At 38.3% G+C, this 26,868-nt stretch carries 18 protein-coding genes; 11 read left to right on the forward strand and 7 right to left on the reverse strand.

Annotated elements, in window-relative coordinates; genetic code table 11:
- The first annotated feature begins 54 nt into the window (after positions 1 to 54).
- The 7 genes from H3Z82_RS09705 (at position 55) to H3Z82_RS09735 (ending at position 7,411) form a co-directional block, all read left to right on the forward strand.
- Entirely contained in the window at positions 55 to 981 is a 927-nt protein-coding gene (locus tag H3Z82_RS09705) for an ABC transporter ATP-binding protein (RefSeq protein ID WP_182205305.1), read from the forward strand.
- Position 982: 1 nt separating this feature from the next.
- On the forward strand, positions 983 to 2,296 hold the full coding sequence (locus tag H3Z82_RS09710; protein WP_182205306.1) for an ABC transporter permease: 1,314 nt from the start codon (positions 983 to 985) through the stop codon (positions 2,294 to 2,296).
- Positions 2,297 to 2,753: 457 nt separating this feature from the next.
- Positions 2,754 to 3,917: a sigma-54-dependent transcriptional regulator gene (locus H3Z82_RS09715; RefSeq protein ID WP_182205307.1), complete on the forward strand. Its 1,164-nt coding sequence runs from the start codon at positions 2,754 to 2,756 to the stop codon at positions 3,915 to 3,917.
- Between the two features lie 5 nt (positions 3,918 to 3,922).
- Positions 3,923 to 4,498, forward strand: a complete 576-nt coding sequence (locus H3Z82_RS09720) for a hypothetical protein (RefSeq protein ID WP_182205308.1) — start codon at positions 3,923 to 3,925, stop codon at positions 4,496 to 4,498.
- Positions 4,499 to 4,509: 11 nt separating this feature from the next.
- Positions 4,510 to 5,388: a PPK2 family polyphosphate kinase gene (locus H3Z82_RS09725; protein WP_182205309.1), complete on the forward strand. Its 879-nt coding sequence runs from the start codon at positions 4,510 to 4,512 to the stop codon at positions 5,386 to 5,388.
- 147 nt (positions 5,389 to 5,535) lie between these two features.
- Positions 5,536 to 6,915 (forward strand): M20/M25/M40 family metallo-hydrolase, encoded by a 1,380-nt coding sequence (locus H3Z82_RS09730; RefSeq protein ID WP_182205310.1) that lies wholly within the window; start codon positions 5,536 to 5,538, stop codon positions 6,913 to 6,915.
- Positions 6,916 to 7,162: 247 nt separating this feature from the next.
- Entirely contained in the window at positions 7,163 to 7,411 is a 249-nt protein-coding gene (locus H3Z82_RS09735; RefSeq protein ID WP_182205311.1) for a type II secretion system protein GspG, read from the forward strand.
- 97 nt (positions 7,412 to 7,508) lie between these two features.
- On the opposite strand, the gene H3Z82_RS09740 is transcribed toward H3Z82_RS09735, so the two are convergent.
- Both H3Z82_RS09740 and H3Z82_RS09745 read right to left on the reverse strand, forming a co-directional pair.
- Entirely contained in the window at positions 7,509 to 8,279 is a 771-nt protein-coding gene (locus H3Z82_RS09740; protein WP_182205312.1) for a DUF1206 domain-containing protein, read from the reverse strand.
- Positions 8,280 to 8,282: 3 nt separating this feature from the next.
- Positions 8,283 to 9,338, reverse strand: a complete 1,056-nt coding sequence (locus H3Z82_RS09745; RefSeq protein WP_182205313.1) for a proline iminopeptidase-family hydrolase — start codon at positions 9,336 to 9,338, stop codon at positions 8,283 to 8,285.
- Positions 9,339 to 9,822: 484 nt separating this feature from the next.
- Between H3Z82_RS09745 and H3Z82_RS09750 the strand changes: the two genes are divergently transcribed.
- The 3 genes from H3Z82_RS09750 (at position 9,823) to H3Z82_RS09760 (ending at position 16,438) form a co-directional block, all read left to right on the forward strand.
- A complete protein-coding gene (locus H3Z82_RS09750; protein ID WP_182205314.1) occupies positions 9,823 to 12,771 on the forward strand; it encodes a SusC/RagA family TonB-linked outer membrane protein in 2,949 nt (982 codons plus the stop codon).
- Between the two features lie 12 nt (positions 12,772 to 12,783).
- Positions 12,784 to 14,100 (forward strand): RagB/SusD family nutrient uptake outer membrane protein, encoded by a 1,317-nt coding sequence (locus H3Z82_RS09755; protein ID WP_182205315.1) that lies wholly within the window; start codon positions 12,784 to 12,786, stop codon positions 14,098 to 14,100.
- A 460-nt stretch (positions 14,101 to 14,560) separates the two neighbouring features.
- Entirely contained in the window at positions 14,561 to 16,438 is a 1,878-nt protein-coding gene (locus tag H3Z82_RS09760; RefSeq protein ID WP_182205316.1) for a CocE/NonD family hydrolase, read from the forward strand.
- Between the two features lie 196 nt (positions 16,439 to 16,634).
- Here H3Z82_RS09760 and H3Z82_RS09765 read toward each other — a convergent pair whose 3' ends face one another.
- The 4 genes from H3Z82_RS09765 to lysA form a co-directional block, all read right to left on the reverse strand.
- Positions 16,635 to 18,659: a S9 family peptidase gene (locus H3Z82_RS09765; protein WP_182205317.1), complete on the reverse strand. Its 2,025-nt coding sequence runs from the start codon at positions 18,657 to 18,659 to the stop codon at positions 16,635 to 16,637.
- A 274-nt stretch (positions 18,660 to 18,933) separates the two neighbouring features.
- The gene (locus H3Z82_RS09770) at positions 18,934 to 22,101 is read right to left on the reverse strand and encodes a S41 family peptidase (protein WP_182205318.1); all 3,168 of its coding nucleotides are present in this window, start codon (positions 22,099 to 22,101) and stop codon (positions 18,934 to 18,936) included.
- Positions 22,102 to 22,309: 208 nt separating this feature from the next.
- Positions 22,310 to 23,347 carry an AI-2E family transporter gene (locus H3Z82_RS09775; protein ID WP_182205319.1) on the reverse strand — a complete coding sequence of 346 codons (1,038 nt, stop codon included), beginning with the start codon at positions 23,345 to 23,347 and terminating at the stop codon, positions 22,310 to 22,312.
- A 105-nt stretch (positions 23,348 to 23,452) separates the two neighbouring features.
- Positions 23,453 to 24,661 carry a diaminopimelate decarboxylase gene (lysA, locus tag H3Z82_RS09780; RefSeq protein WP_182205320.1) on the reverse strand — a complete coding sequence of 403 codons (1,209 nt, stop codon included), beginning with the start codon at positions 24,659 to 24,661 and terminating at the stop codon, positions 23,453 to 23,455.
- Positions 24,662 to 24,921: 260 nt separating this feature from the next.
- Between lysA and sucC the strand changes: the two genes are divergently transcribed.
- Positions 24,922 to 26,112: an ADP-forming succinate--CoA ligase subunit beta gene (sucC, locus tag H3Z82_RS09785; protein ID WP_182205321.1), complete on the forward strand. Its 1,191-nt coding sequence runs from the start codon at positions 24,922 to 24,924 to the stop codon at positions 26,110 to 26,112.
- 355 nt (positions 26,113 to 26,467) lie between these two features.
- Here sucC and H3Z82_RS09790 read toward each other — a convergent pair whose 3' ends face one another.
- The gene (locus H3Z82_RS09790; RefSeq protein ID WP_182205322.1) at positions 26,468 to 26,725 is read right to left on the reverse strand and encodes a DUF1456 family protein; all 258 of its coding nucleotides are present in this window, start codon (positions 26,723 to 26,725) and stop codon (positions 26,468 to 26,470) included.
- Between the last annotated feature and the right edge of the window lie 143 nt (positions 26,726 to 26,868).

Genomic DNA, 26,868 nt, shown 5'->3' on the forward strand with positions numbered 1-26,868 from the left:
CTAACATTTAATATATTTACGCATCTTTAAACCATACCTTACAAAAGCTATTTTATGAACAACTTATTAGTTGCCGATTCAGTTTCCAAAAGTTTTGGAGATTTTAAAGCACTAAATGAAGTCTCAATTGCAGTTCCAAAAGGAAGTATTTTTGGACTGTTGGGTCCCAACGGGGCTGGTAAAACGACCCTAATTCGTATTATCAATCAAATTACCATGCCCGACAAGGGTGAGGTGCTTTTGGACGGTTCGCCCTTAATGCCCATGAACATTCGCGATATAGGGTATCTGCCAGAAGAGCGCGGCCTTTATAAATCCATGAAAGTAGGAGAACAGGTGCTCTATTTGGCGCAGCTAAAAGGCTTATCAAAACAAACGGCGAAAGAGCGTCTTAAATATTGGTTTGACAAACTGGATATTGGCGACTGGTGGAACAGGAAAATACAAGAGCTCAGTAAAGGACAGGCGCAAAAGATTCAGTTTATTGTCACCGTCATTCACAGGCCTAAACTTTTAATTTTTGATGAACCATTTTCTGGATTTGATCCAATCAATGCCTCCCTTATTAAAGATGAAATTTTACAATTGAGAGATGAGGGCGCAACGGTTATTTTTTCGACCCACCGCATGGAATCGGTTGAAGAGTTGTGCGATCATATTGCGTTAATTCATAAATCCAATAAAGTTTTGGATGGGAGATTGACAGATGTCAAACGCCAATTTAAAACCAATACTTTTGAAGTTGGTTTGCAATCTTCCAACCCTGAGGAAATTACTAGATTGATCAAGGATAAGTTTGAAGTGTTCCCGGCAACTTTCAAAAACCTGAATGATGATATCAAATTGAATATTAAGTTGCCTCAAGACACATCGTCAAACGATTTGTTGCGTTTTTTAACGTCAAAGGCGGAAATTCATCATTTTGTTGAAGTCATCCCTAGTGCCAACGACATTTTTATTCAAACTGTAAAAAACAACTAAAATGAACCATTTACCGCTCATCATCAAAAGAGAATATTTGAATAAGGTGCGTAACAGGTCTTTTGTTGTTATGACATTTTTAAGCCCTATCATTATGATTGCCCTTGTGGCAGTTGTGGCCTATCTGTCGCAAATCAATAATGACAAAAAACGCTCCATAACAATTTTGGATGAAACGGGGATTTTAGCAGAAGCTTTCGAGAACACTGAACATACCACTTATACCATTTTAACTGATTCTAATTATGCTGACGCCAAAGCCTTAGTAAAAGCCCAGGAAGATTTTGGTTTGTTGTATATTAAGAAAAGTACAGATACGCTCAATCTTGTCGAAACTGTAAATTTTTACTCCGATGAGTCTCCATCGGTATCTATAATTTCCAATTTAGAACGACGCATTGAAAAGCGCATTTCAGATATCAAACTTCAAAATGATGGTGTTAATATTGAACAGATAAGAGCATCTAAGACTACAATAAATATTGCTCAGGAAACTTTTGATGGCGAAAAAACCTCTAAGATTGACAGTTACCTTAAACTCGCATTTGGCGGGGCTGCAGGCTACTTGCTGTTTATGTTTATCATTATATATGGCAATATGATTATGCGCAGTGTGATTGAAGAAAAAACAAGCAGAATTATTGAAGTGATTATTTCTTCGGTCAAGCCTATCCAATTAATGATGGGCAAAATCATAGGGACATCATTGGCTGGTATTACTCAGTTTTTAATTTGGCTCATCCTTGGAGGGGTGTTATTATTTGTTGTTTCTGCAATTTTTGGAATTGATTTGACCCAAATACAATCGCCACAACAGGAAATGATCAATCAGGCTATGGCAACCTCTGATGCGCAAAATATCGCCCAAGACCTAATTGCGGGATTTGTCAACTTGCCAATTCTTAATTTGTGTGTGGCGTTTTTGTTTTTCTTTATTGGAGGGTATCTTTTGTACAGTTCGTTCTATGCTGCCATTGGTGCGGCCGTAGATAATGAAACCGATACCCAACAGTTTATGATGCCTATTATTATGCCACTTATTTTGGCCGTTTATGTTGGGGTGTTTACGGTCATCGAAGATCCTCACGGAACTATTTCTACAATTTTTTCTTTTATACCCTTAACGTCACCGGTGGTTATGTTAATGAGGATCCCGTTTGGTGTTCCCATATGGCAGCAACTTTTGTCTTTGGCAATATTGGTCTTTACCTTCATCTTTACCGTGTGGTTTGCAGCCAAAATTTACCGAGTTGGGATTTTGATGTACGGGAAAAAACCGAGCTATAAAGAGCTGTTTAAATGGTTAAGGTATTAATAAAATATCAATTAAATGATATAGTTACTCGGTGCCACGGCATAAATTATAGGTAACTTAAAATTCTAAATTTTTATAAATCAATTGATCCCGCTTTATTGAAGTAGCCTGATTGGTGGATTTAATTGAGCAAAATGTTTGACTTCTATCTTGCATTCATAAGATATACCAGATCATTTTATGTACTTTTTTGATCTATCTACGAGTTGTCATAGCTTTGAGTTTTTGAAATTCTTTTTATCAATAGATCTTCTTAACTTAAATTGCTAAAACCATTTTTTGTTTTATGACAACACTCTGCGAAGGTCTTTTGCATTGTACGTCATTTTTATTGGGTAATGTCACCTATAGAGTTTCTAATAAATACAGATGGGTTAAAAAAATACATATCAAATTTATACCTTGTTCAAATAATTTGTTTCTATTTTAGAACCTGAATAATCATTAAATATAAAAAATGTCAAAAATATTAGTCATTGAAGACGAAGCGAGTATCAGAAGGGTTTTGGTGAAAATCCTTTCTGAAGAAAATGAAGCCTATCAAGTAGATGAAGCTGCGGATGGCTTGATTGGATTGGAAAAAATAAAGAAGGAGGATTATGATTTGGTGCTTTGTGACATCAAAATGCCAAAAATGGACGGTGTGGAAGTATTAGAAGCCGTCAAAAAAATAAAACCAGAAACTACAATTGTGATGATTTCTGGGCACGGTGACTTAGATACCGCGGTTAATACGATGCGTCTGGGCGCTTTCGATTATATATCAAAACCACCAGATTTGAACCGATTGCTCAATACGGTCAGAATTGCATTAGATCGAAAAGAATTGGTGGTTGAGAATAAAATGCTCAAGAAAAAAGTGGGCAAAAATTATGAAATGATTGGTAAAAGCAAAGCCATTTCCCACATAAAGGATATGATAGAGAAGGTAGCTGCTACTGACGCCAGGGTGTTGATTACCGGCCCAAACGGTACAGGTAAGGAACTGGTGGCGCACTGGCTTCATAAAAAAAGCGAACGCTCCACAGGTCCTCTAATTGAGGTCAATTGTGCGGCTATTCCTTCAGAATTGATAGAAAGTGAACTGTTCGGACATGTTAAAGGGGCTTTTACCAGTGCAGTCAAAGACAGGGCAGGACGTTTTGAAACCGCCAATGGTGGAACTATTTTTCTTGATGAAATTGGAGATATGAGTCTTTCAGCCCAAGCTAAGGTGTTAAGAGCGTTACAAGAGAGCAAGGTGCAACGTGTAGGAAGCGACAAGGACATTAAGGTGGATGTGCGCGTTATTGCCGCAACCAATAAAAACCTGAGCAAAGAAATAGAAGAGGGTAAGTTTAGAGAGGATTTATACCACCGATTGGCTGTCATTTTAATTCAGGTGCCGCCGCTGAATGACAGAAGAGAGGACATTCCATTATTGATAGAGCATTTTGCAACTAAAATAGCCGAACAAAATGGAACGGCACCAAAATCATTCTCGGCAAAAGCCATTAAACGATTGCAAGAGTATGATTGGACAGGAAATATCAGGGAGCTGCGTAATGTGGTGGAGCGTCTAATTATTCTTGGAGAAAAGGAAGTTAGTGAAAGTGATGTAAAACTGTTTGCTTCTAAATAAAACATATGATAACACTCACCCAATATAACAGAAGAGCACTTTACGGAGGTATTATTTCTGCTCTTATAATGGGACTTGGGGCATATTTCTTAGGAAATATTAGCGGGTATGAAGCCAAAATATTAATCAAATCATCACTTCCGGGAATTAATACACTATGCAATACCATTGCCTTGGCATCGGCAACTATTTTGGCTCTTTTGCTAACTTTATTAAGTTTGAGTTCCAGCACCAAATCAAAACTTACAAAAGAACATTATCACCATGTGCTACTTATTGCTAAGATTGATACTGTCATTTTTATTATGGCAATGATTTTGTTCCAGCTACTCAATATCCCCATTACAGAGGCCGATAACGTGCCAAGTTTTTGGTATACTACCATTTATTATGTGAGTTTGGCTTTATCATCTTTATTGAGCGGAGGATTGATTAGTGTAGTCTTAATGCTATTCAATGCCGTAAGCAGTATTATTAAAATTGTAGGTTTGGAAATCACAGATCATCCATTGATTTCTAAAAGCGAAGATGAAAATAATGAAAATACGACCTCTGAAACAAAAAACACAAATTCAGATTAAATAAAATCAATATGAAAAATATTAATATTAACGACTTTAAAGTTACGGATGCAGTTCAGATAGAAGATCTTAAGACTTCTATCGATTTAGAAGCATCCAAGAGCGATTTAAAAGATGGTCTCAAAGACGTCAGAAAAGGACTCGGTAAAATACAAGATAAGATGTATGCCCATGGCAAATATGCTGTTTTGGTGTGCTTGCAAGGTATGGATACAGCAGGAAAAGATAGCCTGATCCGTGAGGTTTTTAAAGACTTTAATTCGCGCGGCGTGGTTGTCCATAGCTTTAAAACACCTACAAGTTTAGAACTGAAGCACGATTATTTATGGAGGCATTATGTCGCACTTCCTGAGCGAGGAAAGTTCGGAATTTTCAATCGTACACATTATGAAAACGTCCTGGTTACAAAAGTTCACCCGTCTTACATTTTAAATGAGAATATCCCGGGAATTGATTCGCTTGAAGATATTGATGAAGCCTTCTGGGAAAGACGCTTTGAAGACATCAATAATTTTGAGAAACACATTGCCGATAATGGTACACTCGTATTTAAATTCTTTTTGAACATCTCAAAAGATGAACAAAAGCACCGATTGTTGAGACGCTTAAACCGTGAGGATAAGAACTGGAAATTTTCTCCAGGCGATTTGGATGAGCGCAAGCTTTGGGGTGACTATATGGCCTGTTATGAAGATCTTCTCAACAAGACCTCAAAGCCTCATGCACCTTGGTACGTTATTCCTTGTGATGATAAAAGAACGTCACGGTATTTGGTGGCTAAAGTTCTGTATGACACCTTAAAGACTTATACAGATATAAAAGAACCAGAATTAGATGACGATATCAAGGCCAATATCGATTTGTATAAAAAACAATTACAAAACGAATAGCTATGATTTTTTATCAGGATTTTATAAGACTCTATAAGACTTATAAAACCCTGTAGGTCTAAAAAGCACTAACTGCTATGAAGAATACAGCTCCAAAACACCGTTTTAAACACTATAGTTATCTCTAAAATCAATCCTTTCTTTCCGATGAAACAGTTTCTTATTATAATAGGGATTTTAATTCCCATTAATATTTCAGCTCAAACCGACGTTGAAAACATCAGAAAAATCTATAGTAATTCGCTTACTAACGGAAAGAGTTATGAGTGGTTGGATTACTTATCCAATAATATTGGTGCTCGATTATCGGGATCAGTAGGTGCAGAACGTGCCGTGATATATACCAAAGAAGAGCTGGAGAAATTGGGATTGGATAAAGTATGGTTGCAACCAGTCATGGTTCCAAAGTGGATTAGGGGCTTGCCTGAGTTTGCTTATATTGAAAGTAAACCGGGTCTGACCACCCATGTCAATATTTGTGCCTTGGGAGGCTCGGTTGAAACGCCAGGTGGTGGGGTGCGTGCACAGGTTGTTGAAGTTCAGGGTATAGAGGCGCTAAAGGCGCTGAGTCGGGACCAAGTTGAAGGTAAAATAGTGTTTTTTAACCGTGCCATGCAGGCCGATTTAATAGATACTTTTGAGGCTTATGGTGGTTGTGCAGACCAGCGTTATGCAGGCGCTATGGAAGCCGGAAAAATGGGGGCGGTTGGCGTTATTGTTCGCTCGCTAAATTTGCGATTGGATGATTTCCCACATACTGGCAGCATGACCTATGGTGATTTGCCCGTATCCCAACGGATTCCATCCGCTGCAATTAGTACCAATCATGCTGAATTATTAAGCACCATGTTAGCATTGGATCCAACAATAAATTTCTTTTTCAAGCAGAATTGCCAACAATTGGCAGATGTGGAATCCTATAACGTGATTGGACAAATTACAGGATCAGAATTTCCAGATGAATATATCGTGGTGGGTGGTCATTTGGATTCTTGGGATTTGGGCGATGGTTCGCACGATGACGGTGCTGGTGTTGTACAATCTATGGATGTGCTTAGACTGCTTAGGGAAAGTGATATTACGCCAAAACGCAGTATAAGGGTCGTACTTTTTATGAATGAAGAAAACGGACTTAGAGGTGGTAAAAAATATGCTGAAATAGCGAAGTCCAAAAAGGAAAATCACATTTTTGCCCTTGAAAGTGATTCTGGAGGGTTTACGCCAAGAGGTTTTTCATTTGATTGTAGCGATGAGGTGTTTAATAAGGTCTTGGGATGGCAGGATTTATTTAAGCCCTATTTGATCCATTATTTCGAAAAAGGTGGCAGCGGTGCTGATATTGGTCCGCTAAAATCTGATCATATTGTTTTGGCGGGTTTAAAACCGGATTCGCAACGTTACTTTGATTACCATCATGCTGCAACGGATGTTTTTTCAGCGGTCAACAAACGAGAATTGGAATTGGGGGCTGCAACCATGGCAACATTGGTGTACTTATTTGACACCTATGGAACGGGCACTAAATAGCTAACGGCTCATATATAGCATGGGAGAAATTGCTGCATCATTGGCCGAATTCTTACTGATGTTTCAGAAGTTTAAATTTTGGAAGAAAAGACGAAAGCATCGGAGTTACAAACAGGATCATGGCCTGTCAAATAACCGATGGTACCATAAATTACAGAAGGGGTTGATTATAGTGTTAATGGTACTATTAATATTCTATTTTTTTAGATTTACGTATTTCATCTTAGGAAATCCGGAAAGGCAAACTGTGAAAAAGCTAACAGAAGTAGCATCTCTTTTAAAACATGAAAAACAGACTTCCGGCCATTATCCAGAAAAATTGTCCACAATTATTAGAAATAACCCTTTGCACAACAAAATTGACAAAGATTATTGGGGCCGAGAGTTTTTCTATGAGCGACATCCATCAGGAGAAAGTTTTATTTTGATTTCTTTGGGACCTGATGGAAATTTGAATACTCCAGATGATATTGCCTATGAATTTTCAGCTGATTGATCGGATTTTTTTGATCCTTTATTTCGAATAGATTCATAAGTCCTCTTCATAACCTATTCATTCAAGATCATCGTGATGGTGATAAAGAGGCGCAGTATTAACGTATATTGATATATAGGTACCGTGCTTTTACAAACATAAAGAGTCCGAAACACAAAAATCCGAGAGCTACGACTCCAAGTACTACATCACCGAATTCATTGTTTAGAAATTGAAAAGCATCTTCGAGCGTGCTCATTTTTTTGTTTCGAAATGTGAGTCCTGTACGTATGGTTAAAAACGACATGACTCCAAAAACTACAGCACGGGCCGAGTGTCCAATGCTTCCAAATTTTAATAAGGTGGTTTTTGCTTTTGGTGGCATTTCTGAAGATTGTACATTCTTTTTGAACTGATTTGAGATTACAAAATATATTTCGAAGATTGCTTTTCCTGCCAAAACCGATCCAAATATAACGGCAAATACACTTCCGTATTTTGAATTTAAGGCATTCATGATGACTTCTTGTTGACGGTCATAACCACCGCCAAGAAGCAGTTTTACGGCAATAAATCCCAATGCCCCATAAAACAGCCCACCGGTAAAGTATCCGCCTCTTGTAAAAAGTGCTTTAAAATCTGTACCTAAATCTCTAGTGTCATAAAACGTTTGGTACATCCGCCAAAATGCATAACTGAAAAGACCAATGGCCATGGTGGCCAAAAGAATTTTTCCAAATGGCTGATCAGATAAAAAAGCAATGGCGCCTTTTGTTCCAGTTTTTTGACCACCCCAATTGAGTGCCGTCATGGCAGTCAATATACCAACGAGAACATAAACAAAGCCCATCGCACTAAGACCAAACCTGGCTATATGCTCCTTGGACATCCTCTAGTTTTCTGTGAAATTGCCATCGTTCACATCTTTTATAAATTTGATTAATCCATTAAAGAAGTTGTCAGCATCATCATATTGTGTAAGATGGGCACCATTTGTGGTTAAACTTCGGCCGTTTTGTACCTGAGTGCTCATCCATTCCATATATTCTGGATCCATAGTATCGTGCTTTCCGCCAATCATTAGAGTTGGTACTTTAATTTCGTCCAACCGATCAGAAATATCCCATCCCTTTAATGTGGCATTTCCAGTAACCCCAAATTCGCTGTAGCCTTGCATATAGATATAAATATTTGGATTCATGTGGGAAAAGGAGCGATTGATAAATTCTGGCCACTCATCCAAAGGTAAATGTAACACGTGTTTGGTGTAATAATGCTGAGTTACAAGTTCTGAGTAGCGAGGGTTGCTAAAATCTTCCTCAGCTTCCATAGCCTTGATTTCTTTATGCACCTCTGGTGGTAATTGTGGCCCTAATACCTCTGCCGCATACTTTTCATATTCGGGGATACTGGCCATCATATTCGCAATAATAAGGCCTTTGATATGATCTTGATGTTTTAAGGCATACTCCATTGCCAAGAGCCCGCCCCAAGACTGCCCGAATAGGTAAAAATTATCCTTATCGAGGTTCAGTGCTTTTCGTACCTGTTCCACTTGGCTTACAGAGTGTTCAATAGTCCATAATGTGGAATCGTTGGGTTTGTCACTATAATAACTATCCAATTGGTCGTAATAAATGTATTCAATTTCTTCGTTAGGGAAGTAACCATCAAAATTTTCAAACAACTCGTGTGTTCCTCCTGGACCACCATGTAGCAGTAAAACTTTCATTTTTGGATTATTGCCCATCCGTTTTGTCCATACATTGAAGGTGCCTTTTGGTGTGGTGATGGGAATCATCTTAATACCTCCAGTCTTTTGGTCATTGCTGTTGGAATAGTCAAAATAACTCGATTTTTCATCAGTATCAGTGCTTTTGGCCTTTTGATCGTTACAGCTTAAAAGAAGGGCTGCAGAAATAAATAAAAAATAAATTGTTGTTCTCATAAGTCATTAATTTATATTTCTTTAAGATGTGAATTGGATATATACAATTATTTGATGGGAGTTTTCAATAATCACTTGGTTCAGCATAACCAAAGCTGCTTTTAATATGCCAAAAAACAAGTGCTAAACAATGTATCATTTTAAAAATCAAGATATTGAGTGTGTTTGGCTTTTTGTCTTCAAAGATAAATCTACTGAAATTATTTTATTTCGTCAGTAATTTCGGTTTTGTTTTTAACATTACAAGGCAAAAGCAGAAGCTTTCCGTGGTTAAATTACTAAAACATCATCAGTGGATATTTTGGAATATGAACTTTTAGATATTATTCTTTCATTGTTTATCAGCATCACTTTTCTGTATTCAAATTGGATATTGTTCACGAAACATTGTTTACAAAAAACGACTTCTTTTTTAAAAAATATTTTTAAAACTTGAAAACTTTACTATCTTCAACTTTTAAATTTTAACACTAATTATATGAATATGAAACAAAACTTTTGGAAAAATTCTATTCTCTTGATCTTTTTAACAGTTCCGTTGCTGCTAGCAGCTCAGGGAACTGTTACAGGTAAAGTTACGGAAGGGTCAGCTGACTTTCCTCTTCCGGGTGTCAACGTTATTGTAAAAGGAACCACTACTGGTGCTATAACCGATATTGATGGCAATTTTGAAATTTTAGTGCCTTCATTCCCTTCAACTTTAGTCTTTTCTTCTTTGGGTTATGCCACTTCAGAAGTCAATGTGACTGGGCCAACCGCCTTAACGGTCACTATGGAGGAGTCCGCAACCGGACTTGATGAAGTCGTCGTTACCGGACTGGCGAGTTCTGTTAAACGACAAAACCTTGCAAATGCTGTGTCTACGGTTTCTGCTGAAGAGTTAGTCGGAACTACGAGTCAATCCACGGTAGATGGCGCTCTATACGGTAAAATTCCTGGTGTAAATATTACTGCCACCTCTGGTGCACCGGGTGGAGGGTTCGCATTACGACTACGTGGAATTTCTTCCATTAACGGAAACAACCAACCGCTCATCATAGTTGATGGTGTTTATTATAATAATGTGGAAATCCCGTCTGGACTCCGTTTCGCATCGGGTGCAAACCGTGGTAATGAGGAGAACTCAAGTAACCGTTTAGCGGATTTGGATCCAAATGACATCCAAAACATAGAAGTGTTAAAAGGATCTTCGGCTGCCGCAATCTATGGGCAGCGAGGTAATGCTGGTGTAGTTTTGATTACGACTAAAAGAGGTAAAGCTGGCAAGACTAGAATTAGATTCAGTCAAGATGTAGGTATGAATAAAATTGCAAAGCGCTTAGGCGTTCGTCCTTGGACGGCTGCTTCGGTAGAGAGTGCATTTGGACCTGCTGAACGAGCGAAATATGAGGCCACAATGGCAGAAAATGGAGAGCTTTATGATTTTGAAGATATTATTTATGGAAATACAGGTTTCATCACTGAAACGCGTTTAAGTGCTACTGGCGGTAATGATAAGACCAAATTTTACGTTGGTGGTTCTTTTAGGGATGAAGAAGGTATTATAAAAAATACTGGATTTGATCGTTTCTCATTGCGAAGCAATATTGACCATCGGATTTCTAAAGTATTCGATTTTAGTTCATCTACTAGTTATACCCGAAGTAATTCCAGTAGAAGTTTTACTGGTAATGAAAATGAGGGCGGTCTGAGTTATGGTTACAATTTGGCATATACGAGACCTTGGGTCAATCTATTCCCGGATGAGAATGGTAATTACCCAGATAACCCTAACGCGGCTGGAAACTCCATATTTGTTAGAGACAATGCCTTGAATGATGATAGCAATGATCGTCTTGTGCAAGGGATGACTTTAAACACAAATATTTTAAGAACAGATACTGATAGGCTTAGAATTGTCACGAGTGGTGGATTGGATTATTTAGCAAATCAGACCTATGTTTATGTTCCAGAAACTCATCAAGCCCAAGTACGCCCAGGTCCTGGAGGTTTTATTGCCGTAGGAAAAAATAACTTTACACAATTAAATACTCAAATTATTGGTGTTTGGAACCGAGAAGCTATGGGGGGCGATTTAGATCTCACCACACAATTGGGAATGGCATATCTATATCAGAAATCAAATCTTGTAAATAGCCGAGGTGCTCTATTAGCTGCTGGGCAAACAAGTGTTGATCAATCTGTGAATCAAATCATTGATCAATTCCGCTCGGAAGAAAAGGATTTTGGTTATTTTGGACAAATAGAAGGAAACTATAAAGATCAGATTATTGCTACTCTAGGATATCGTATGGATAAATCCTCTAGAAATGGCGACCCTAACGAATTCCATGGATTCCCAAAGGCGTCGTTGGCGATTAACATGGCAAATTTCGATTTTTGGAACTTAGAGTCGGTTTCTCAGTTGAAGTTGAGAGCTGCTTATGGAGAAACAGGGAGTCCATCACGTTATGGCTCTACGTTTACCAGTTTGGGTGCGAGTAACATCGGCGGAAATATTGGGCAGTCGGTAGTAGGAACAAAAGGAGACGGCGCTGTAAAACCTGAAACTGCCAGCGAATTGGAATTTGGTTTTGATCTTGGAATGTTCAATAATAGATTATCCTTTGAAGCGACGTATTATGACAAAAAAGTAAAAGATTTAATCTTAGACAGAGCATTACCATCTTCTTCTGGATTTACTATAGAGTCCACCAACCTTGGTGACATGAAAAATACAGGTGTGGAATTAGCATTAAGGGCTTTTGTCTTTGATACTGAAAATTTCAAATGGAACACTTCTATTCAATGGTATACAAACCGCTCTGAAATAACGCGCTTGGCCGTACCGGCATTTGCTCAACCGGGCGCTGGATTTGGACTGGGCTTGGGAACCTTCTATATTCAAGAAGGAGCCTCAGCAACCCAGTTGGTTGGTAACTTAAATCTGGATGGAACAGGAATAAAACCGACTAAGGTTGGTGATGTAGAACCTGATTTTCAAATGGGCTTTAGCAATAACTTCACTATTTACAAACAATTTGATGTCTCATTCCTTTTAAACTGGAAAAAAGGAGGAGAAAACCTTAACCTTACCACATTTCTTTCTGACTTAGGATTGGTTACGCCTGACCTAGAGACTGAAGAAGGAAAAGCGCGACTTCAGATGCCAGCAAATGCAGTGCGATTTGTTGAACCTGCAGGTTATTTCAGATTAAGAGAAGCTTCAGTTCATTATTCGCTTCCTAAAAACACGGTTAACAGTGTCTTTGGCAATGTGGTTGACGGGGTAAAACTTGGTGTATCTGGTAAGAATATTTTTACCATAAGCGATTACAGTGGTTATGATCCAGAGGTGTCCGTTAATGGTGGTACTGGTCTCTCTACAGGGATAGAGGTAGGGTCTTACCCGAGTGCACGCCAATTTTTCTTTAGCCTAAACGTTAATTTTTAAAAAAAATATAATATGAAATATAATATAAAATCTTTAGCGATTGTGACCTTCATAATCCCACTATTCTCGCTTATGGTTTCTTGTACTTTTGATGAAGTCGTAGATCCGAATGGGCCTAGTGTGGATGGGGTTTTAAAAAACGCTTCCAAAGGCCAATTAAACGAACTTGTGGTTGCGATAGAATCTACCTCCCGAAATGGTATAGGAAACGAAGCCACATCTAATGGTGTCATGGCAAGAGAGCTTTATCTTTTTAATGCGGAACCTCGTAATACGGGCGATTTGTTAGGTAAAGATGGCCTTCAATTAGACAATAACTCATTTTATAGCGTTGGCTCATGGAACGGGAATTACAGATGTATTAAGAATGTCAATCTTTTAATAGAGGCGGTTTCCAACACGGATGCAGTAAATGAAAGTGAAAGAAATGGCTATTTAGGTTTTGCCAAGACGATGATGGCAGAAGAGTTGATACAAATACTAAAATCTTACGGGAAAGCCCGCTTGGATGTTTCCGATCCTGAGAATTTGGGGCCAATAGTAGAATTTAATGAGGGTATTACCAAAGCCCGCGCTCTTCTGGAAGAGGGACAGCAGCATTTATCTAATGCAGGAAGTGATTTTGCATTTACATTGAGTAATGGGTTTTCAGGTTTCGATACGCCTTCTACTTTTTCTGAATTCAACAGAGCAGTGGCTGGAATGGCTGCGGTTTATGATGGTGACGGAAATGCGGCATTATCTGCCCTGTCAGACTCCTATTTGGATCTCACAGGGAATCTGGAAATAGGTCCAAAGCATATTTTTGGCCTCGGCGGTGGCGATCAGGCCAACACGGTATTCAAAGTCCCTAATCTTAATGGGGATCAGATTATAGTCCATAATTCTTGGATTGCAGATGCAGAAGCTGGAGACTCAAGAGTTTCAGAAAAATCGGCCGTGAGAGCAAATCCGGCATCGCAAGATGGTCTAAATGGGACCCATGAAACGCGTTTGTACGACTCTGATACCAGCCCTATCGATTTTCTTAGGAATGAGGAGTTGATTTTGGTGTATGCCGAAGCAAATATTTTAGCGAGTAATTTGCAAGAGGCAGAAGATGCTTTAAACGTCATTAGAAACTCGGCCAACTTGTCTGATTATTCAGGAGCACAAACAGCAGAAGCCTTAACCGCAGAAATGCTCAAACAGCGCAGATACTCACTTTGGTCTGAAAACCATAGAATGTTTGATCTGAGACGGTATGGCTTGTCAAATACTTTGCCAATTGATAGACCTGGAGATCAGGTGTTTAATACGATGCCTATTCCATTACCGGAAACTTACTAAAACCTATGAAGTTAAAAGAATTAGAAGGTTGATAACCAACTTATTCTGATTTGGAAATACTCAACACACCCGATGCTAACCCGTCGGGCGTGTTTTATTCCCACCAGTGGGATATGTTTTTAAGGCCTCATAAAAATATTCTATCCTATCCTCTTTAGACCCTGTCCGAAAGTAATTATCAATAAGTTTGTCCTAAACCAAATGACAATTTAAATGCCAGTAAATTGGTTTTTTATCCGTGTGCCGCAAGGTTTGTTTTATCCCAGCATAAAAATTGAGCTAATCGGAGCTATAGGGGAAGGAGTTATACTAAATTCGAATATTTAATAGGGGACTTGAGACTCTAAATGATATTAAAGTTGTAATGGTTAGTTTTTCAAGCTGTTTTACAGATTGGTTTAATTAATTTTTCTTTACATTAGACTAATGATAAAAACAACCAATCATAAAAATTAATCCAATGAAAACTTACCGTATTCCCTTTATCTTTATCTTCTTGTTGACTGTTCAGATATTCTATGGACAAGAGCAAAAAGATATTTTTGAAAAACTTGAAGAAATTGCCATTATTGATCAAAAGGTGATGATGCCTATGCGCGACGGAATTCGTTTAGCTACCGATATTTACAGGCCTAAAACGACAGAAAAAGTACCTATTATTTTCTCGCGTACACCTTACAATTTTAACACGTGGGTTGATGGCGTTCGCCAGACTCGGACTGCTCAACAAGCCTATGAGGCTGTCAAACGTGGATATGCCTTTGTGGTGCAAAATGAACGTGGACGCTTCTTTTCTGAAGGCGAATGGGATATTTTGGGGATGCCGCTCACCGATGGTTATGATGCTTTTTCGTGGATGGCCGATCAACCTTGGTCTAACGGAAAAATTGGTACAATTGGCTGTTCATCGACTGCAGAATGGCAGATGGCCGTATCGGCGCTTGATCATCCTTCACATGCCGCCATGGTACCACAGGGATTTGGCGCAGGTATAGGAACTGTAGGCGACATTAAAGAACAGGGCAATTGGTACCGAGGTGGTGCAGAGCAGCTTTTGTTCTTCGCTTGGTTGTACGGGGTTGAGCAAGATAAATTTAAGCCAAGAATCCCTGAAGGTGCTACACAAGAAGACTTGATCAGAATTTCAAGGTTCTATGATCTCGCTCCAAAAAATCCACCAATAGATATGGCCGAGGCCCTTAAACATTTACCAATTAAAGATATTGTCAAGAACATACATGGAAAAAATGAAATTTTTGATAAAATGGTGATACGTAAACCTAATGATCCAGCTTGGTACGAAGGTGGGCTCTATCATGATACCATGGAAATTAGTGCACCAAGTTTCTGGTTTGCCTCTTGGTACGACGTTTCAATCACGCCCAATTTGGCTCTGTTTAACCATGTTCGCAACAATTCAAAAGATCCTGAAATAAAGGAAAATCAATACTTGGTCATTGCGCCTACCTTACATTGTGCATTTACCCGAGCCACCGAAAATACGATAGTCGGTCAACGTAGCGTAGGCGATGCCCGTTTAAATTATGACGAACAGATTTATGCTTGGTGGGATCTTTGGTTGAAAGGAGAAACCAATGATTTCAAGGAAAAAACACCTCGAGTACAATATTATACTATGGGCAGCAACGAATGGAAATCGGCAGAGGAATGGCCGCCAGCAGATACTAAAATGATTACTTATTATTTGAATAGTGACGGAAAAGCCAATACACTTAAAGGCAACGGCACGCTGTCAAAAAAGAAAGCTACGAAAGATAATCCAGACTCTTTTATTTATGACCCCATGAATCCCGTTAATTCTTTAGGAGGCAATGTATGCTGCACAGGAAATGCGGTGCAAGGAGGCGCATTTGATCAGCAAAAGGCGGAAGAAAATCCTAACATTCTTGTTTATACTACCGATGTTCTCACGGAAGGTGTGGAAGTCACCGGATTTATTGAGTCTACGCTCTATGTTTCTTCCGATGCTAAGGACACGGATTTCACTATTAAGCTCATCGATGTATATCCTGATGGTACGGCCTACAATCTTGACGAAACCATACAGCGTGTGCGTTATCGAGAAGGCTACGATAAAGAAGTGTTCATGGAAGAAGGCAAGGTGTATAAAGTTGATTTGACACCAATGTCTACAAGTAACTATTTTAAAAAAGGACATCGAATTCGCATTGAGGTTTCAAGCAGTAATTTTCCACGATTTGCGCGTAATCTGAACACTGGAGGAAATAATTATGATGAATCTGAAGGCGTCATCGCAGAAAATAAAATTCACCACTCAAGGCAGTATCCTTCTCAAATACGATTGCCTATTCGGTAATCCGAACATTAAATAGTTTATGTGAGCCACGAGGTTTGTTTTGGATTACAAAGTTCCAACCGTGGAGTTCTATACCGCAAAAATGCATCCATATAGTTGTTTTCATCAACTTTATGGATGCACTTTTTTGGATAGTAAAGCTCTATAAAAAATGTTGTTTATCGATGTTGATTAAAGAGGTTAGGCAATTAAGAGCCTAATCTTCATTTTTATATTTATCAAACCAAGTCAATATACTTGCAATTTTAGCAATAAGATTACTTGGCTTATTGGCAATGCCGTGAGATGCGCCCGGAATTCTTACCATAGCCGTTTCTACCTGTTGTATTTTGAGGGCGCTATATAATTGCTCCAGCTCGCTTATAGGGGTTCTATAATCTTCTTCACCGCCCAAGACCATAGTCGGTGTGCTGATATTGCCAACATAAGACAATGGCGATCTTTTAATATACGCCTCAGGATTGTCCCAAGGTTTGTCTCCAAACCAATATTTATAGAAAAATGCTGGGTTATCTGCATAAAGTACAAAACTATACCAGTTAATCACCGGCTTAGCCACCACAGCAGCTTTAAATCTGTTGGTTTTTCCAACAATCCATGTTGTTAACACGCCACCACCTGAGCCGCCGGTAACAAAAAGGTTGTTGGTGTCTATGTTGCCCATATCGATAACAGCATCCACACCAGACATGAGGTCTTCATAATCGTGGTTAGGATAATCATGGTGAATCGAATTTCCAAACTCCTGTCCGTAGCCCGTACTTCCTCTGGGGTTAGAATATAAAACCACATAGCCTGCAGCAGCAAACATTTGAACTTCCGCTGAAAATACAGAACCATAACTGGCAAATGGTCCACCATGGATTTCAAGAATTAAAGGGTATTTTTTATTTGGATCAAAGTTTGGAGGTGTGACCACCCAACCTTGAATCTTCCGATCGTCGTAAGAGGAATTCCACCAGATTTCTTTAACATTACCAAGTTGTTTGTCAGCAAAAAGATCTTTGTTAACGTTGGTAATCCTTGTCGTTTTACCGCCATTCCAAACCGCTAAATCTGCAGGATGATCCGTTGCACCGAGGGTATAGGCAAGTTTGTTTGTGGCTTCTGAGTAGGACGCAGCGTTATAAGGCCGACCTAACGAAAGTCCGCCAAGTTTGTTGGTAATAGTTCTTATTTTTCCTGTGAGTGCTACATGGCCAATTTTGGTATCACCTTTTTCATCATACTGAAAATAAAGACCTTTGCCGTTGTCTTCCCAAATTGGATTGGAAATATCCCGGTCTAAATCTCTGGTCAAAATTTTGCTGCCAGAACCATCTGTATTCATAACATAAAGATTGGTAACTGTATAGCCTTGATAGGTATCATCAAAACCTGTATAGGCTATTTGACTTCCATCGGGCGACAAAACTGCACCACCATCTGGGCCTTTACGGCTTGTGAGTGCTTTAATCGCGCCTGTGCTGATGGTGAGTTGGTGAATTTCACTATTTCGAGGTTCCATTTCATGATTTTCGTGAAGATTGGCATCAAAATAAAGTGACTTTCCATCTTTGGACCAAATGGGGTTAGCATGATTGTTAGCAGTAAAAGTGAGTTGTCTTGGAGTACCACCATCCGTAGAGATTGTGAATAATTGGTGGTTACCAGATTTAAGATAGCCTTGGCCATCTCCTCTGTAATTCATTTGGTCAATATAAATTGGAGGTGCATTCCATTTGGCGCCCTCAGGTTTTTGTGGTAGAGAGATAGGTGATTTTTTGGTAGTAGGTACAAACATAGAAAACGCCAATTGTGTATCGTCCCAGGACCATGATACAGCTCCAGGACTTTCGGGAGTATTGGTAAGCGCTACTATATCTTTGGAATCGACCCACATCAGATAGAGTTTTACCCGATCATCTTTCATGTTTGATTTGAACACTATTTTAGTGCCATCATGCGACCATCTTGGTTGAGAATCGTTTTGATTTCCAGTAGTAAGGGGTCTATTTTGGCTGCCATCTATATTTACCATCCAAAGATTTGATAAGTTCCGGTCGGTCATCACGTCTTTGAAATTTCTGACGTAAATAATACGGCTGCCATCGGGAGAAATTTGAGGATCAGAAATATATTCCAAATTAAAAACATCCAAAAGTTCTAGGTTTTGAGTTTTTTGAGCAATGCTATTTGCACAAATAAATAAGGAAATGATAAGAAAATAAAAGCTTTTCATAATTATCGGATTGATTATAAATATGTAGGTTGTCTTTTGAAACTGGGGTAATTTGGTATACTATTAAAATTATGGTTTAGTGGTTCTGTCTTTTTTAGTTCTGTTTATATCCACCAGTGGATTTTAATTCCCAACAGTGGGTTTTAATATCATAAGGCTTGCCTCGATCGAAGGGATAATTCGTTTTTCATGCCACGTGGTCTTGCCGGTCCGTGCCGGTCGGATGGGCCCCGAGGTTCTTAACTTCCGAAGGCTTTTCTTTTAGTTACATCACTTAAGGTTTCAGCTCCTTTAAGATTTCTACAATAGCTTCGTCCAATTGTGGTTGCTTGCCCGTGAGTCGGTCTTTAAAGTTTTCTTTCACATAAATATCTGGTGCTACACCTGTATGCTCTAAATTATTACCGCTCAAGGTATAGCAGCCCCAAGATGGCAAACGGTATGATGACCCATCCACCAAACGGCCGCTTGAGGTAAAAATAATCCAACGATAGGTCTCTGTTCCGATGATTTTTCCTAAGCCCAATTCTTTAAAACCAGCAGCTGTAACTTCAGCATCACTTAAGGATTGCTCGTTAATTAGTAAAACAATTGGTTTGGCTGCAGGTGCGAAATTGGGCTGCTGTGCCAATTTTCCATTTCTATATTTCCATTGGGCGTAAGGTTTTTGAGATAAGAACTGTAAAACGGCATCGTGCACATTTCCACCTGTATTATTTCTTAAATCTAATATTAAAGCGTCTTTTCTATAGGCTTCAGAAACCATCTCCTTCATAAAATTATCGAGTTCACCACCGCTCATATTCTTCATATGGACATAGGCTATTTTATCATTACTTTTTTCATCGACATACTTTTGATTGTCATCCACCCATTCATCGTATAGCATATCTTTAAGCTCTCTATTTGCAATTGGATGCAGGTTTACAGTAATGTCTTTACCGTTTCTTTTAAAAGTTAACTGCATTTCGTTATCCAAGGATGGTCCAGAAAAATAAGCTTCTCTATTTGTTTTGGAATCTACTGGCTTTCCATTGACTTTGATTAAAATATCACCTGGCTTAATGTCTTTTCCTGTGATACCCGCAGGACTTTTACTAACAATATGTGCTACTTTATAAGGGTTGTCTTGAGAGAAGATGATTCCCGATTCTGAAGTGGAACTACTGTAGTAGGTTTCATCTTCCTTCCCGGAGGTATAAAAACCAACATGGGAGGTGTTTAACTCGCCTAACATATCGTTGAATAACATACTCAATTGTGAGCGTTTTGTAAGGTAGGGAAGAAAGTGAGCGTACTTATCTCTAAGTTGTTGCCAATTTTCTCCGTGGAAATCTTCATCGTAATAATTACTTTCAAAGCCTGCCCATGCTTCAAAAAACATCTGATCAAATTCGTTCGCCAGATTTTTTCGAAATGTGGTTTCTGTTTCAATTTTTTCAAGCTTGTTACTTTTTAGGTCCATGCTGTGGATAGTGCCATTCAACAAAGCATAATATCCGCTTTTACTGGTTTCCAATTGGCTATACCTAATGGTTTGATCATCTACTTTTTCAGTTTTGTTTTCTTCAAAAGGTTTTATAATGGTTCTCCATAACTTATATTTTCCTTGATCGTGATTAGAAACATAATACACATAGGTCGTTTCATCTTTTGTAATGATATAAGGATCATTTTGTGATCCAAAAGAAGGACTGATACGTTCGATCCGATCCATCAGCCCTTTTTTGTTGATGGTGATTGAAATGGGCTCCTTAATACTGTCTTTTTCTTTTTTATCTTTAGTTTTCTTATCAGAGTTATCCTTGTCCTTTTGTTCATCTTCTTTAAAAAGTTCGTCAAACTTATTCGATTTAAAAGGTGTGTCATAGGTGTCTAAAGCCATTCTGTAAATATGTGTATCGCCAATACCTCTTGGAAACGAAGGTTGCATTAAGTTAGATTGGAAATAAATGTATTTTCCATCTGAAGACCATGTGGGATTACTTTCTGAAACACCTGTTTGGGTTAAGTTGATAATTTCTTTGGTTGGGATATGATAGGTGAAAATATCAAGCTCAAAATCACGAAAAGCGGAATATAAAATATACGCACCATCTGGTGAAAATTCAGGTGCTGGTGGCCGAAGTGCCCAAAACTCATCGGTCACTAAGGTTGTGCTTTTTAGTGTTTTAAGATCCAATAGTCTCAATTCATCACGGCCACTGATATAAGCTGCATTTTCTAGTTTATGATCTAAAACAATATTCGCGTTATTTTTCTCCTCTTTAGTAATTCTATGTTCTTCACCCATTCCATCGGCAGCAATGGTAAAGAGATTGGTGTAGCCGGAAACGGTCTGATTAAATAATAGCGTCCGATTATCTTTTAGCCATTTTACTTCCTTGACGCGCTCATTGGGATTGGTGTTTATTTTCTTGATAAACTTGCCTTTTATGTCCGATACAAACAGTTCGCCACGAGAAATGAATGCCATTTTTTTATTATCTGGCGATATGGACATCGTACTGATATTACCCTTAGTTTTAAAATCCTGCTCTTTAATGAGTGTATTATTAGTGTTAATTAGAATCTTGACCTTTTCAGTTGTATTTGAAGTGACGTCGTACAAGAATATCTGATAGTCTTTGGTAAACACGACCTTATTTCCGTTGGCACTAACCTGGGGCCAACCGATTGAAGTTTCAAATTTTGTTAAAGCGTTTTTAGTAGTTCCATCTTTAAAAGTATATAAATTGTATTCCCCGTTGATTTCATCAGAAACGAAGTAGATGTCACCATTTTCAGCTATGGTTACCCACATGTCTTTTCCAATATAATCGGTATATTCTTTGAATCCTTTGGTTTTTGGATTGTAGGATTTGATATCAGGATTGTAAGCGCCTTTATAGCGTTTACGACTGGTAAAATTTTTGCTTTCCCAACTTTCATTAAAGAAAATTTCGTCTGTATTAGGATAAGAAACGACATTATGGACATTGTTGAAATAGTTTTCAAACAATCGTGTTGGCGTACCACCGGACACAGAAACCTTATACCCACTGTAACGATTGTATCGCGATGAGGTAAAATAAATTTCTTTTGAATCCCACGACCAACTATCTACATCATCGGTGGCATCATGATACGTGAGTTGTTTAATCTCGCCGCCGTCTATTGGCATAATATAAATATCCTTATTGCCATATTGGGTGGCACTAAAGGCCAACCATTTTCCGTCTGGCGAAATACGCGGCAGTGTTTCTTCTCCTTCCATGGCCGTTAGCCTAAATGCATCACCGCCACTTGCAGGGACTTTCCATAAATCGCCGTCATAACTAAAAACTATAGTTTGTCCGTCGGGAGTTATTGTGGGGTCGATTAGAAAATAAGCTTCTTGTGCATGAAGTGTTCCGAAATATAAAAAGGAAATTAAAATGGATAGGAGATAGTGCGGTTTCATAAGTTTTAGGAAATTATAATTTAGAGAATGTTAGGATGTAAGTTAATTATAATATTAATTTCCTAAAAGTGTTTATTCCATATTTTACCGTAAGTCTCTTAAAGATTTAAAAAGTGAGTTGAGTTTGTTTCTTTGAGCCCAATAAAATTCTATGTTGTTTTTTTACTTATAGACAACATGAGCGATTTATATATGATTGGATTATGAATTAAAGATGTTCTTTATCCGTGTTTGGTTCCGATTTTCCGTATTCTCGTCTGTAGATACTTACTAAAGCCATGAACAGACTGATCAATAAGGGGCCAAAAATCAATCCGATAAACCCAAAAATAGGCACCCCCACTATAACTCCAATCAAAGTAATCAGTGGATGGACATCGTCCAGTTTTTTAAGCACGTATAGCCGAATGATATTATCCGTTGAACCTACAACCACAAAACCATAGATTAATATTCCCCAGGCCTGAAACGTATCACCAGAAGAAAGACTGATTAAAAAGACCGGTAAGATACCGACCAAAGTTCCTACAAAAGGAATCATAGAGCCGATAGTGACAATTACAAACCAGAAAAACGGTTCCTGTATGCCAAAGATCAGAAATCCAATCAAGGCAATTATACCTTGGGCTAAGGCAACTAACGGAATTCCGATGGCATTGGAACGCACCATCGCTTCGATTTCTAAACCTATTTCTTTCAGGTTATCTTTATCCAATGGAATATATTCAGTTAAGGATTCGCGCAAGGCTCTCCGGTTGGTTAGCATATAATATAGCATGAAGTACATGAGCCCAATGGCAATAAAGGCATTAAAAGTACCACCCACCACGTTTTGTAAATTGGTTGACACCCATCCGGTTATGGCTGTGGTATCAATTTTTGAAGCAATATCAAAGCCCATATATTCCTCAACAATGGTCAATTGGTGTTTGAACGCGGTTACGACCTGCTCACTATTATTTGCAGCTCTCCCTATTTTATTGCTCAACATCCAAATAATTCCAGCCAATGGAAGGAGGATACCAACAAATGATAAGAACATAATGAGCGTTGCCGCCAATGCAGCGTTCCATTTCTTGGTTTTTACCAAATAGGCCATCCATTTTTTAAACAGTATATAAATGGTTATGGCACCAAGAACCCCTGTAAGATAAGGTAACATCTCCTGAAAGATTAAGCTGCCCATAAATAAAATGAGAAGGATCACGAAAATCTGACGGATCAATTTAGGAGGAATTTGGTTCATTATGAGCTATTTAAAAGGTGGCCACAAAGTGGGGTGTATGCACTTCAAGTATGCAGCAAGTTTCTATAATTATATCCAAAAAACAAATCGCATATACAAGAAGTTTTAACTCAAATCAATCTCAACTTGATTTCTTAGGATATCGTCAAATGTTTCACGTTTTCTGATCAAATGTGCTTTTTTATTGTGCCATAACACTTCCGCAGGTCTGTAGCGAGAGTTGTAATTACTGGCCATGGTAAAACAATAGGCACCGGCATTTTTAAAACAAAGGATATCACCTTCCGTAATCTCATTGATCCGTATGTTGCTGGCAAAAGTGTCCGTTTCACAAATATATCCTACAACCGAATAAAAGCGCTCTCGTCCGGTTGGGTTTGAAATGTTAATAATATCATGCTTTGAGCCATAGAGCATTGGTCTTATCAAATGGTTAAAGCCAGAATCTACTTGAGCAAATACCGTAGAGGTGGTTTGTTTAACAACATTCACTTTGGTTAGAAAAACACCGGCTTCACTTACCAAGAATTTTCCAGGTTCAAAGGTCAATGTTAATTCCCTTCCATATTTTTTACAGAATGTATTGAACCGATCGGTAAGTTTCTGTCCCAGCTCTTCAATATTGGTTTCTATATCTCCTTCTTTATAAGGAACTTTAAATCCGGATCCGAAATCAATGAATTCCAGGTCTTTAAAATTCAACGCTGTATCAAATAAAATTTCACTGGCATAAAGAAATACATCAATATCAAGAATATCACTTCCCGTATGCATGTGAATGCCGTTGATGTTCATATTTGTGTTTTCTATAATACGCAACAAATGTGGAATTTGATGAATTGAGATCCCAAATTTACTATCAATATGCCCCACTGAAATATTGGTGTTGCCGCCAGCCATGACATGCGGATTGATTCGGATGCAAACTGGTGTTTTTGGATGACGTGTTCCAAATTGTTCCAAGATGGAAAGGTTGTCAATATTGATCTGCACCCCAAGTTTAGCTGCCATTTCAATTTCTTCAAGAGAAACACCGTTGGGTGTATAGATGATTTGATCTGGAGTAAAACCAGCCTTCAAGCCTAATTTAACTTCTTGGATGGATACGGTATCCAAACCTGAGCCTAAGGATTTTAGAAATTTTAATACAGATATATTGGATAATGCCTTAGCGGCATATTTAATTTTTAAATTTTTAACCTTATTAAAAGCAGAAGTTAAGCGTTTATATTGCACTGCTATTTTTTCTGTATCGTAGACATAAACTGGACTATCAAAGTCTTTTGCAATCTGTAGTAAGGTTTTTTGTTCCATTTTAAATTTAAATTATAATAGCGGTAAAGCTAAATCCTTTTTTTTATTCAAGCTAAAGAAAACCCTAAAAGTGATACATCTTTTTATCGAAGGAATCCAGCCCTAACAAACAATAGTCAAATTTATTGGTAAAAACATTTATGTTGATTACTTTTGTGACCATTAATTTCTCAGATATTCTATAGAAATTGAAGACCATTTTAAAATATTCCTCGCGATAGCTATTCGGATTGAGGACATGACAAAATAAACATTTAAAGATGAATTTACACGAGTATCAAGGAAAAGATATTTTAAGCAGTTTTGGAGTACGTATCCAACGTGGTATTGTCGCAAAAAACGCCAACGAAGCTGTTGCTGCAGCAAAACAATTGACCACCGAGACCGGAACAAGCTGGCACGTGATCAAGGCACAAGTTCACGCAGGTGGACGAGGTAAAGGTGGTGGTGTTAAATTGGCCAAAAACTTAAAAGAAGTTGAAGAAATTGCTGGTAATATTATCGGCATGCAATTGGTTACACCTCAGACTTCTGCAGAAGGCAAAAAGGTACATCAGGTTTTAGTCGCCGAAGACGTTTATTATCCAGGAGCAAGTGAGACCAGTGAATTTTACGTATCCGTTCTTTTAAATAGAAGTACCGGACGCAATATGATCATGTATTCTACTGAAGGTGGAATGGATATTGAAACAGTTGCTGAAGAAACTCCTCATTTGATTTTTACTGAAGAAATTGATCCATCCGTTGGAATTTTACCGTTCCAAGCAAGACGTGTGGCTTTTAACCTTGGTTTGGAAGGCAATGCCTTTAAGGAAATGACCAAGTTCATAACCAATCTTTATACAGCTTATGATAAATCAGATTCATCTTTATTTGAAATCAACCCTGTGTTGAAAACAAGTGATGATAAGATTATTGCTGTTGATGCAAAAGTTACTATTGATGACAATGCGTTATATAGACATAAAGATTATTTGGATTTACGTGATTTACGTGAGGAAAATGCCATTGAAGTAGAAGCTGGAGCTTTGGGTCTTAATTATGTTGATTTAGACGGTAACGTTGGCTGTATGGTTAACGGTGCTGGTTTGGCCATGGCAACCATGGACCTGATCAAACAAGCAGGAGGAGAGCCGGCAAACTTCTTGGATGTTGGTGGTACTGCAGATGCCGCTCGTGTTGAGGCTGCATTCAGAATTATCCTAAAAGATCCAGGTGTAAAAGCAATCTTGATCAATATTTTTGGAGGAATTGTACGTTGTGATAGAGTTGCACAAGGTGTGATTGACGCCTACAAAAACATGGGTAATATTAAGGTGCCGATTATTGTACGTTTGCAAGGAACGAATGCTGATATCGCCAAACAATTGCTTGACGATTCAGGATTGGACGTTTTAAGTGCTACTGAATTCCAGGAAGCAGCAGACAAAGTACAAGCGGTTTTAGCTTAAGAATTAGAATTTAACATTAGATTATTTCAGACCTGACTGTGCCGATAGCTATTGGCGCTGTCAGGTCTTTTTAGTAAGACCCCTGTCTGCCGACCGGTAGGTGTATTCTAAAAGCCTTAAACGGATTGGAATATGTTGGTGGGCCCAGTTACCATAAGGATTGGTAGGAATAGATTACCGGTCTGCTGACCGATCTACTAAACGCCAATGTGAAGTTCAAAAATTTCTCCTCCAGATTGATGTTCAATGGTAGAATGAAATTTTAAATTTCCAATTGTCTCTTAGTAAGAAGATGGATCCGACACCAACAACTATTTCAATTGAGCCTCTCCCAAGCTTGTCTCAAGGATGTTGGTTAGCCCTCTTTCTTCGGTTTTCCTTTACTGTCTTTAACAGGCTTTGGTCCCCGCAGATGAATGACCAAACCATTTAAGAAATTACGTAAAATTTGATCTCCACACTCCATGTATTTCGGATGGTCTTCTTTTCTGAAAAAAGCACCCAATTCACTTTTTGAGATTCTGAAATCTACCAGTTCAAGAATTTTAACTATTTCGTCATCTCTCAATTGGAGTGCTACCCGTAGTTTTTTGAATATATCGTTGTTTGTCATAATTTAAACTTATTAAATTTCTATGTATTTGCTAACCATTAATCATCTAAAATTTTTAAGTAGTCCTCTCAAATGCTCGGAAAGTTATGTAAGTCCACTATTGAAGTTATTGAGTAAAATTAGCATTTTATTATTCTTCTTTT

It is taken from the genome of Gelidibacter maritimus (genome assembly GCF_014062315.1).
Taxonomy (GTDB): domain Bacteria; phylum Bacteroidota; class Bacteroidia; order Flavobacteriales; family Flavobacteriaceae; genus Gelidibacter; species Gelidibacter maritimus.

Coding starts and splice junctions, on each gene's coding strand:
- H3Z82_RS09720 (WP_182205308.1), top strand. CDS start 3,923: ATGATAACACTCACCCAATATAACAGAAGAGCACTTTACGGAGGTATT.
- H3Z82_RS09775 (WP_182205319.1), bottom strand. CDS start 23,347: ATGAACCAAATTCCTCCTAAATTGATCCGTCAGATTTTCGTGATCCTT.
- H3Z82_RS09740 (WP_182205312.1), bottom strand. CDS start 8,279: ATGTCCAAGGAGCATATAGCCAGGTTTGGTCTTAGTGCGATGGGCTTT.
- H3Z82_RS09750 (WP_182205314.1), top strand. CDS start 9,823: ATGAAACAAAACTTTTGGAAAAATTCTATTCTCTTGATCTTTTTAACA.
- H3Z82_RS09705 (WP_182205305.1), top strand. CDS start 55: ATGAACAACTTATTAGTTGCCGATTCAGTTTCCAAAAGTTTTGGAGAT.
- H3Z82_RS09745 (WP_182205313.1), bottom strand. CDS start 9,338: ATGAGAACAACAATTTATTTTTTATTTATTTCTGCAGCCCTTCTTTTA.
- H3Z82_RS09790 (WP_182205322.1), bottom strand. CDS start 26,725: ATGACAAACAACGATATATTCAAAAAACTACGGGTAGCACTCCAATTG.
- H3Z82_RS09770 (WP_182205318.1), bottom strand. CDS start 22,101: ATGAAACCGCACTATCTCCTATCCATTTTAATTTCCTTTTTATATTTC.
- H3Z82_RS09755 (WP_182205315.1), top strand. CDS start 12,784: ATGAAATATAATATAAAATCTTTAGCGATTGTGACCTTCATAATCCCA.
- H3Z82_RS09710 (WP_182205306.1), top strand. CDS start 983: ATGAACCATTTACCGCTCATCATCAAAAGAGAATATTTGAATAAGGTG.
- sucC (WP_182205321.1), top strand. CDS start 24,922: ATGAATTTACACGAGTATCAAGGAAAAGATATTTTAAGCAGTTTTGGA.
- H3Z82_RS09765 (WP_182205317.1), bottom strand. CDS start 18,659: ATGAAAAGCTTTTATTTTCTTATCATTTCCTTATTTATTTGTGCAAAT.
- H3Z82_RS09760 (WP_182205316.1), top strand. CDS start 14,561: ATGAAAACTTACCGTATTCCCTTTATCTTTATCTTCTTGTTGACTGTT.
- H3Z82_RS09730 (WP_182205310.1), top strand. CDS start 5,536: ATGAAACAGTTTCTTATTATAATAGGGATTTTAATTCCCATTAATATT.
- H3Z82_RS09725 (WP_182205309.1), top strand. CDS start 4,510: ATGAAAAATATTAATATTAACGACTTTAAAGTTACGGATGCAGTTCAG.
- lysA (WP_182205320.1), bottom strand. CDS start 24,661: ATGGAACAAAAAACCTTACTACAGATTGCAAAAGACTTTGATAGTCCA.
- H3Z82_RS09715 (WP_182205307.1), top strand. CDS start 2,754: ATGTCAAAAATATTAGTCATTGAAGACGAAGCGAGTATCAGAAGGGTT.